Here is an 8,865-nt window from a genome sequence, read left to right as displayed (position 1 = left end):
GACTCTGGCAGCGCTCGATCAGGCGTCGTCTTCCCTCCACGGTGAGTGGAGCATTACGGTGTGTCACAGGGCTGGTCCTTCTTGGTCGAGAACGGCTATGTCGCAACTCCCATTCTTACGCCGAGGACCAGCCCGTCTACTTCAATCCCTCGTCAGCAACGTCCATACCCACAACACCTAGCGAGCACGCGGTGACCGCGAAGAAAAAGCGTACCCCCGCCAAAGCGACACACACCGCGCCGAGTCCAGAGGTCGTCGCCGCCACCGAATTCCTGCTCGGCCAACCCGACGCCCGCGCGCTTCGGCGCCGCTACCTCGAACTGATCACCCGCACCACCAGCGCCTCCGGCAAGAGGACCACCGATTACGCCGCCGCCGAACGGTACCTCCTCACCACCGCGGCCAAGCTCCGACGGACACGCCCTAACCCGCCGCCGCCAACCACAAAACAACACCACCGCAGCGACCAGCGGATTACGCTCCGCCCCAACGGTATCCGGGACAGATCCACTCACGCAGGAGTGAAAGACCGCCGGAGAAAGAGAACCATCATCACCTACCGCGTGTACACCCCCACCCGCCGCGGCACCGCCGAACGATCGACCCGAACCCAGCTGGCACCCAACCAACTCAACGATCGATTGAGACCACCCGGTCCAAAACTAGGCCACCCAACCAAGATCTGACTCCTCAAGGTCTCCCGTATCAGTTTCGGTCCTACCTGGGATGGACGGACGGCGCCACGGCACGACTCCGGCTTCGGGGCGCAGCAAGAGAAGGTCATCATTCAAATCTTTTGTCACGGTCGGACGGCCCTTGGCTCCACCCTTGAGGATCTGTCGTCGAGCTTCCTGACCAGCACCGTCGCTGTCGAGCAGGACTGAGCACGCAGGCTTGAACTGGTCTCGTCCGCGCGCCAGGTACAGCATGTAGGGCATCATCCGGAACCGAAACAACTCGACGGCCTCGTCGAGGCGGCCCGCTCACCCCGAACAGTTCGAGTCGAACAACATCTCCGTTTACTAATTGTCGTTCTGTTGCGCGGACGTTCGGGAAATGGCTGCGGGCACCGCTGGCGGTGACCATCCCGCGTTCGCGGTCGACTCCGCCGGCGAAAGCGCCGCCACGGCAGCTCCGGCGAGATCGAGTTCCGAGCTCCCTTCGTGCACCGACGCAAATGCGGTGGCCAGGGCCGCATCTATTGTGCGACTCAGTTCACGGATCAACTCCACTTCCCGGCGACTCTTCCGCATTCGCAGGAGCGCAAACATTCTTTCCGCGCTCCGTAGCTGGGCATGCGGAAGCGCGGCAGTCAGCTCTTCGTAATCTCTAGCGGGAATGTAGTCCGTTTCGACCCCAATGCTCCCGCTCTCCATACCCAGCTCACGAAGCATCTGAGCCATCACGGCCACCGCGTTCTGTTCGAACTCCTGCCACACGTAAGCATCGACGTCGGGAAGCCTGTGACGCACAGTGGTTTCTTCTATGTCGACACACAGCACTGCTGCTCGGCCGTCGGTGTTGACTGCCACGGCCGCGTGGCGCCACCGGAGCGGTTCCTGTGAGGGGACAGCAAAACCAGCCAGATACGCGAAATTCTCTGGAGATAACGCCAGTACGCCCGCCAGCCCACTTTCCGCACTGGCGTCCAACAGTCGCTCAATTACGTCTCGATTGAGATCTGCCATGATCAAGTCCTTTTCGGTATTCGCTACGCGGCCATGTGGGAACGCAATGGCTTCATAACTTGCTCGGCGAAGCGGGTCATGCTTGCAGCAGTTTCTTGAGGGGTTCCGGTGAATGAGCAAGACCATGAGTCCGCTCCAGCCGCGTGGGCCGCGGCGATTCTCTCGATCAACTCGGCAGGGGTGCCGATTGCAGCGAACTGCTGCACTGCCCAAGGTGGCACTACGATTTCAGGCCCGCCCCCCTCCACTGTGTCGATGAGTGTGTGCTCGAAACCGACGCGTTCGAGCACACTTTCGTGTGTCGTTGACATAAGATGTTTGGCGAACTGCACCGCGTGGTCGGGAATAGGCTGACCTTCGTCGAGAACCTCCGTCACCTGCCAGGCGACGTAAGTTGGCATACCCTGCAGCGCTAGCCCTTCAACTGCGTGTCGGTGCGGAGCTCAGCGGCCGCGCACTCGTCGCCCTCGAGGTGACCGAATCGCGCTGGCAGCCAGGCATGAGCTGCCTCGCGGCCGGCAAGCGTCGCGACGTCGAGAGTTCGGAGACCGAGTGGCCGGGCGAGGCCGCGGCCGCGGCGTGAGGCTGTCTGACGCACGAGAACAGCGCGCTCAAAACCGAGAAACTGCTGAAGGCCTGCGAGCCACAGGAGCCGGTCAGGCTCGCCAGACTGGCCCTTGCCGCTCTTACACTCGAGTATCGAACGCGAGATCCGCAGACGTCCGTCGACGTCGACCGCGAGAACGTCTATATCGGTGAGAACATCACGTCCAGAATCCGCGTCGACGCGGATTGGCACACGCAGCCTGACCAGAGCACCGTCGTTGAACTCGGTACGGCCGACTCGACGTTCAAGGTCCGCGCCCGGGTCCGTTCCTCGACCACCCTTCTGCACCGGGCGCTTAGCTGACCGGGACGACACCGCTGAATCATCCGGCAGGTCGCCCCTAGGCGCCTCGACAGTGTCGCGCGTTCCTACTTGCGCCGTTCCTGTCTCTTCAGCTTCAGTGGTAATCGGTGTTGATCGCAAGTGTTGCTTGCCGACCGCTGCGGTTCCTGGTCTGCCTTGGGTGAGGAGGCGATCGCACCTTCCGTGGTTTGGACCTCGTCGTTGATCGGTAGTTCGTCGTCAGACACCGAAAGCACCGCCTGAAGTTACGTCACGCAGCGCCGCAATGAGTCGCGCTTCCTCGTGGCCGTTAATTTCAGCCTCGGAGGCAATCTTGGCGCGTTCCCGCTCGACGTGACTGTAGGCCCGCTGGTTGCCCAAGCTCTGGAGGCTGCCCGCCTCGCCTCGGTTTCGGGACCCTCGGGAGTCGATGATCGACAGTGCGGACTCGGCAATGTCGGATTGGAGTAAAACCATTTTGAAGCTGCCGCTTCGGCCGCTCGGTACCACTTTGATCGTGCCTGCGGTCTCGAGCATCGGGTAGTCGGTCCCGATATTCGGTACGCCTCCGGCTTCGCCATCACGGATGAGCGTGTATAGGAACGCTCCTGGGCTGTGCAATTTCCAGGAGGCGAACGTGGAGGCGTAGATCATGCTGCCTACCAACTGGCGCACGTGCCCCGACGGATCTGTGGGAGCAACGCCGAACGCGTCACGCTTGAGATGCGGGCTGAAAAGGAAACCCTCCTCGGACCCGCCTCGTCAAACCATCAGATTTGCTGTCTGCGTAGGTTTTTCCGTTGTCGAAGGCTCGGGCCATGTACGGCAGAGTGTGGACCTGTGCCGCGCTACCGTTCGTGTCCGCGATGCTGTGGGCGATCGGTTTTAGCATACCGACCGGGATCGAGGGATCGGCATCTTCTGCGGTTTCCCAGGTTCCGGGGATGAACAGGTTGAAAGTCTTCGAGCATCCGTTTGATTGGGCGGACGCGATGCCCGGCGACATCAAAGCGATGGAGGCTGCGACGACTGTTGCCGTCATCAGCATGCATACCGGACGGTGGATGGTCGAACCTAGGAACGGCATGAGAACCTTTCTCTACCAGCGAACACGATGTACCTGTCCGCGCGCGGACAGGCCTGACGCGCCCGATTTCAGGTGAGGGCCGCTATGGTGCTGGACGTATTCACTCCGATCAATGCGCCCTGTGAAGAACTGAGCTGTGCGAGGGCCGGGTGATCCTGCGTCTAGCGCGCACGCCCGAGTCGCCGTTCCTGCGGGCTGAGGTGTCCAGTGGGGGCATGTCCGGTGGGCGTTCCCAGCAGCGCTGGGTAAAGATGGATGGGTGAATGCTCCAGCCGAACTGCCCGCCGACTACGCCCAGCTTCTCGACCATCTCAAGTCGCAAGTTCGGCAAGCGCGAGTTCGCGCCACCCGAATCGTCAACACCGAACTGCTCAGTCTGTATTGGGACATAGGGCACGCGATTGTGCAGCGTCAAGAGGCCGAGGGCTGGGGTTCAAAGGTGATCGACAGGCTCGCCGTCGATCTTCGATCGGCCTTTCCCGACATGCGTGGGTTGTCGCGGACCAATCTGAAGTACATGCGGCAGATGGCGAGCATCTGGGGGCGCGATGCAATTGGCCAACAACCTGTTGGCCAATTGCCGTGGGGTCATGTGACGGTATTGCTCGACAAGCTGGATAACCAGTCCGACCGCGACTGGTATGCATCAACGGCTGCTGAACACGGGTGGTCGCGCAATGTGCTGCAAAATCAGATCAACAGCGGTTTACGGCGCAGGATCGGTGCGGCACCGTCGAATTTTCAGGACCATCTTCCGGCCGAGGATTCCGATCTCGCTCAGCAATTGGTGCGTGACCCGTACGTCTTCGATTTTCTCGACATCACCGAACGTGTCGCGGAGCGGGAGCTGGAGTCCGCGCTGATGCGTCGGCTGGAGCAGTTCCTCCTCGAACTGGGACACGGGTTCGCTTTTGTTGGACGCCAGTACCATTTCGAGGTCGGTGATCAGGATTTCTATATCGACTTGCTGTTCTTCAACTGGGTGCAAGCGAGGTTCGTCGTCGTCGAGTTGAAGGTAGGCAGGTTTGAGCCGGAGTATGTCGGGAAGCTCGGCTTCTATGTTTCGTGGATCGACGACAACCTCCGCAACAAGGACATCCACGCCCCGACTGTGGGAATCTTGCTCTGCGCCGGCCGCAACGACAACGTCGTCCGGTATTCACTTGCCGGGACAACTGCACCCCTCGCCGTAGCCGACTACACCTATGAGACTCTCCCCTCCCAGGTTCGCGATCTCGTCCCTACCGACGACGAGATCGCGGCAGCTGTGGAAGCCACTGTTTCCGAACTCGACTCCCAACTGCCCGTCAAACCTGACAACTCCGGCTGAGAGGCGCCATTCGATTTTCGAACCTGGCCGACATATCCTCTGGTGCCGAGATCGCTACCGGTGTTTCGCACGAGGGTCTGCGAACGCGATGCCTGGTCCCGCCCGGTGCGTCGAGGAGCAGGGGGAGTTCTATGTCCAGTCGATGTGGACGGATTCGATGGAATCGAAGTGAAATCCGAAAGTGTCGCCGTACTGGTCGAATCCCTTGTTTTCCGGGTAATCCATCGTGGCGTGACGTTCGAGGATGGCAACCACTCGGGCATGATCGTCGTTGGCCAAAGCCATGGCGAGTTCTCGTGTTTCGTCGAGACTGAAGGGGCTGTCGGAGTTCGCGAAATCGAGGGTACGCACTCGATAGTCGTAACCTTCTTCGGAACCGTTGCGGACGGACACTCCCCCGCGGACTCGGATGGTGGCCTTTTTGGGTTGCCCGTCGGGTCGTAGGACGCCGGCGCGGTCCATGATGTCGCGAGCTTTGACGTTTTTGAGTTTCTTTTTCGCGTCAGCGCGCAGTTCGTTCGTTTCCCCGGAACGGTAGCGAGAGACCCCTGATCGTGAACGGCCGATTTTCTTTGCGACAGCGTCGATTCCGCCGAGGCGTTCGATGGCGGCTCGCCGTTGTGCACGTTCGGTGACGTCGGGGTGCGGGATTCGTCCTTGCTGCGCCCAGCGGCGCAGTGTTCGGTCAGAGGGTGGCTTTCTCCCGGCGTCGACAGCTGCTTGCCGTAGGCCTTCTTTACCGATTTCGGTACGGAGCTGGCGTACGGAGACTTTGCTGGTGAGTCCGGCCAATCCCCCACTTTTGACCGATTTCGATTTTTCGACACCACTGGTCGCTGCTGTCGAGACGGATACGTTGAGTCCGTCCAAGCCGACGGTCTTCTGTGCGGGTTTGGTTGATCGCGGTTTCGGAAGATGCAGGGCCACTATATGTTTCCTTCATCTTCGTCGGTGAACGCAGCTTTGAGTGCGAGGTTGATCTCGTGGGTGTCGCGTGCGTCGGTCAGCATGACGGTTATGTTTTCGGTGAGCGGGGCGCTCTTTTCCAGAGTCATTTTCCCGAGTGCGTCACTCTCGTCTGCGATGTCGATGCCCGGGGGCAGGGGGTAGACCCAGGAGTCGGTGACGGTGCGCAGTGGCCAACGCCCGGTTTCGCGTGCGATGCGCATCGCGACGCGGCGGCCTCGCCAGCGGCAGTGTGCGATGATCGCTGCTCGCCAGAGCGGTTGGTGGTGGTGTTGCATTTGTTTGGCGGTCCACATGTCGGGGTTGACCATTCGGCCGATGTAACCCTTGTAGCAGGCGCCGATGAACCGTTTCATTGCTGTGTCGCCTGTGTCGACGGCAACTTTGCGGGCTTCTCGCAAGAATTTCGCCCACTTGTCGAGGGCCCGTCCCTGTTCGGGGTAGACCCATGCTTCTGCGATGTCGAGGTCGTCGAGTTCTGCGCCGATTCCGCCATCGGCGATGGACGTTTGAAGTGCATCGAGGCTGACGGTGGTGATCCAGGTCTGCACAGGTTGGTCGGCGAGCATGTGTGGGTGAGGCAACGGTAGAGCGGGTGGGAGCGCCAGCATGTCACCCGGTGGGAGGGTTACACGCCAGAGCCCAAACGGGGTTTTCGATTGCCGCGCAGCGTCGAGCGCGTTCTCGCCGCGAAGATGTCGAGGTTTTCCGTAGCCGAATTCGAGCATGCCAGCGGAAGCGAGGTACGCCGCTCGTTGGTCTATCGATACCAGTTGTGTTGCGTCGGAGACTTCTTCGAGGTCCGGGATGCGTGTCCAACCGGCGGCAGGTTCGAGATCTCCGCGGGGTTCGCCGTCCAGCGGTGGGACCGGTCCACCGACAGTGACGACGATTCCTTTACCGCTGCGGGTGCGGTCGCGTTTGATCTTGTCGACGATGGCGGCGCCGGTGCGTGCGGGGGTGGGGCCGGGTAGCACGCCGAGGTGTTGTGCGCACCAGGCGAGTCGGCGTCCCAGTTCCTGCGCAGCGGGGAGGTCGTCGTCGGGGAGGTAGGTTCCGGCGGTGGGTGATCCGAGAATTCCCATGTCTCCCACGCGATTGCCCCATCCGAAGTCTTTGTTCCAGTAGGTCCATACATAGGGTTCGATGAAAATGTCGACCATGGATGTGAAGTTCCCGGTGGTGCGGGAGAGGTGAACGACGTGGCCGGGTTCTCCGCGCAGTTCCCATCCTGCGGTCAGCATGGGGGTCAGCGTGGCGTGGAGGATCGCGGTGAGTTCTTCGGCAGCGCGGGTGCGGAGGATTTCCATGTCGTCGACATCGTCTTCGCTGCCTGGGTCGATGATCCATCCGAGCATTTCGCAAGCTTCGATTCCGACTATCCAGATCTGTGCCGGTGCGCCCAGCGGGGTGAGCGTTGCCCATCTGATGAGTTTGTCGAGTTTTTCGATGGAATCGACTGGGCCGGTGAGTGTGTGGCCAGACGGTGTGTAGGTGCCGGCTGCTGTGACAATGACGGCGTGGCCGTCTGCTGCCTCGCTGGCGGGAGGAAGGGTGCCCGATTCGGTTGCGTCGAGTTCAGATGCCTCGGTGGGTTCCGAATCCACCTCAGCAGTGAGCTCGCTTTGGGGCACAACTGTTTCCGTGTTGTAATCCGAAGACCGTGACGAGTCCGTACCTTGCCGCGCTATGGGGGCGCTTTCGCCTGCCACTGGTTCGACCTCTGGTTCCGCGGCGACACGATCCTCCGCAATCGGCGCACGGGCATCCATCACGTCAGCATCGGGATCCGGCGCCGTGGCGTCTTCGATCCCGAAGAGAGCTGGTTCAGAATCGAGCTCAGAACCTTCGCCATGAACTTCGGGCACCGGAGGAGGATCGAGGTCGAACAGGGGAATCTGCTCCCACTTCTTCACCACCATCTCTCCCCCATCCTCGCTGCTGATTTCCTCATGATTCGAGATCGAATGCTGATCGCAGCGCCCTGCTCAACAACACTTCCTGAGCCGGCAGGAGAAATCCTCGGTTCGCACCGAGTGCCGACACGGGGATGGTCGTCACCCCGTCGCAGTCGGCAACAGATCCGTCCTCGACGCCGTTGCCTTCACCTAAACTCAGTTCGGTCGACAACCCCCGCCCCTTCGAACGAATGGGGGCAACAGTGACCGTCCCCAGGTGGGGCCGAACCAATTCCCTCGTCAGGACCAACACCGGACAAAGATCTCCGAGTTGCGCCTCGTGGATCGGGCGCACTCAGTTCTTCTTCCCGTGCGCGGCAGCGATATTCACATCGCTACCCGCGCCGTCAGACAGGATCTCCACGTCGCGGACCGCCAACTGTCGACGCTGCTCACGCTCCAACGCTCGAAGCACGACTTGAGCACGGCTTTTCGCACGCCCACCGCTGACCTCACTGTCGAGAAACGCCACGATGTCCTCGGGTAGCCGTACCGCGATCTGCGTACTCATAACCATCATGATACCGAATTGGGATGTAAACCGGTACCAGTCCCACATCCATTCATCTCCTTGCAACCACCGCCCCTGAGACTCCCGGTGCCGGGGACTGCCGGCCGAACGTCCGTGGATTGTCCGACCGTCAGTGCCCCGATTACTCGGCGCCGTACAACTCGGCGGTGTAATGCCCCTCCCCATTGCATGTGGCTTCTTCCCAATCGACGCCCAACGCGTCGGCCAGGTGGTGCGCATCGGAGAGGAAATCCGCGAACACGGTGGGCAATTCTTCGGTGCCGGGGGTCTATCTCTTTAACGGTGTTTCGGCGGATTTCCATCAGTAAGTTTCAGATCCTGGCCAACGATCGGCGAACGTGATCGCAAACGCGTTCAGAGCGGGCTTCCACCTCGTTATCCATCGTGCCTGGCCCTTGCCTGTCGGGTCGAGCGA

The 8,865-nt window shown here is 61.0% G+C and carries 10 protein-coding genes; 2 read left to right on the top strand and 8 right to left on the bottom strand.

The window, feature by feature from the left end; all coding sequences use genetic code 11:
* The first annotated feature begins 191 nt into the window (after positions 1-191).
* Positions 192-686 carry a hypothetical protein gene (locus tag ACZ3J7_RS40535; RefSeq protein ID WP_003941270.1) on the top strand — a complete coding sequence of 165 codons (495 nt, stop codon included), beginning with the start codon at positions 192-194 and terminating at the stop codon, positions 684-686.
* Between the two features lie 336 nt (positions 687-1,022).
* Here the strand turns inward: ACZ3J7_RS40535 and ACZ3J7_RS40530 are convergent, their stop codons facing one another.
* The 4 genes from ACZ3J7_RS40530 to ACZ3J7_RS40515 form a co-directional block, all read right to left on the bottom strand.
* Positions 1,023-1,688, bottom strand: coding sequence for an aminopeptidase P family N-terminal domain-containing protein (locus ACZ3J7_RS40530; protein ID WP_209923606.1), 666 nt, complete (start codon positions 1,686-1,688; stop codon positions 1,023-1,025).
* A 23-nt stretch (positions 1,689-1,711) separates the two neighbouring features.
* Complete coding sequence (locus ACZ3J7_RS40525) at positions 1,712-2,089, bottom strand: hypothetical protein (RefSeq protein WP_037129464.1); 378 nt, start codon at positions 2,087-2,089, stop codon at positions 1,712-1,714.
* 728 nt (positions 2,090-2,817) lie between these two features.
* Complete coding sequence (locus ACZ3J7_RS40520) at positions 2,818-3,231, bottom strand: hypothetical protein (RefSeq protein ID WP_003941273.1); 414 nt, start codon at positions 3,229-3,231, stop codon at positions 2,818-2,820.
* Positions 3,232-3,289: 58 nt separating this feature from the next.
* On the bottom strand, positions 3,290-3,625 hold the full coding sequence (locus ACZ3J7_RS40515) for a hypothetical protein (RefSeq protein WP_003941266.1): 336 nt from the start codon (positions 3,623-3,625) through the stop codon (positions 3,290-3,292).
* 298 nt (positions 3,626-3,923) lie between these two features.
* Here ACZ3J7_RS40515 and ACZ3J7_RS40510 point away from each other — a divergent pair, with 298 nt between their 5' ends.
* Positions 3,924-4,994 (top strand): PDDEXK nuclease domain-containing protein, encoded by a 1,071-nt coding sequence (locus tag ACZ3J7_RS40510; protein ID WP_003941261.1) that lies wholly within the window; start codon positions 3,924-3,926, stop codon positions 4,992-4,994.
* Between the two features lie 129 nt (positions 4,995-5,123).
* Here the strand turns inward: ACZ3J7_RS40510 and ACZ3J7_RS40505 are convergent, their stop codons facing one another.
* The 4 genes from ACZ3J7_RS40505 to ACZ3J7_RS40490 are packed head-to-tail and all read right to left on the bottom strand — an operon-like array spanning position 5,124 to position 8,429.
* On the bottom strand, positions 5,124-5,921 hold the full coding sequence (locus tag ACZ3J7_RS40505; protein ID WP_351645199.1) for a hypothetical protein: 798 nt from the start codon (positions 5,919-5,921) through the stop codon (positions 5,124-5,126).
* The gene (locus tag ACZ3J7_RS40500) at positions 5,921-7,882 is read right to left on the bottom strand and encodes a hypothetical protein (RefSeq protein WP_232508925.1); all 1,962 of its coding nucleotides are present in this window, start codon (positions 7,880-7,882) and stop codon (positions 5,921-5,923) included. The genes ACZ3J7_RS40505 and ACZ3J7_RS40500 overlap by 1 nt, the downstream gene beginning before the upstream one ends.
* A 28-nt stretch (positions 7,883-7,910) precedes the next feature.
* Positions 7,911-8,213 (bottom strand): type II toxin-antitoxin system PemK/MazF family toxin, encoded by a 303-nt coding sequence (locus tag ACZ3J7_RS40495; RefSeq protein ID WP_003941269.1) that lies wholly within the window; start codon positions 8,211-8,213, stop codon positions 7,911-7,913.
* A complete protein-coding gene (locus ACZ3J7_RS40490) occupies positions 8,214-8,429 on the bottom strand; it encodes a hypothetical protein (RefSeq protein ID WP_003941254.1) in 216 nt (71 codons plus the stop codon). It lies immediately after the preceding gene.
* Positions 8,430-8,865 lie beyond the last annotated feature (436 nt).

It is taken from the genome of Kitasatospora sp. NPDC015121 (assembly GCF_055562955.1).
Note: the sequence above shows the minus strand (reverse complement) of the source record. Positions and strands in the feature narration are given on the sequence as shown.

Bases quoted from the DNA above. Each gene is read 5' to 3' on its own strand.
- ACZ3J7_RS40530 (WP_209923606.1), bottom strand. From the start codon at position 1,688: ATGGCAGATCTCAATCGAGACGTAATTGAGCGACTGTTGGACGCCAGT.
- ACZ3J7_RS40525 (WP_037129464.1), bottom strand. From the start codon at position 2,089: ATGCCAACTTACGTCGCCTGGCAGGTGACGGAGGTTCTCGACGAAGGT.
- ACZ3J7_RS40520 (WP_003941273.1), bottom strand. From the start codon at position 3,231: ATGATCTACGCCTCCACGTTCGCCTCCTGGAAATTGCACAGCCCAGGA.
- ACZ3J7_RS40515 (WP_003941266.1), bottom strand. From the start codon at position 3,625: ATGCTGATGACGGCAACAGTCGTCGCAGCCTCCATCGCTTTGATGTCG.
- ACZ3J7_RS40500 (WP_232508925.1), bottom strand. From the start codon at position 7,882: ATGGTGGTGAAGAAGTGGGAGCAGATTCCCCTGTTCGACCTCGATCCT.
- ACZ3J7_RS40490 (WP_003941254.1), bottom strand. From the start codon at position 8,429: ATGAGTACGCAGATCGCGGTACGGCTACCCGAGGACATCGTGGCGTTT.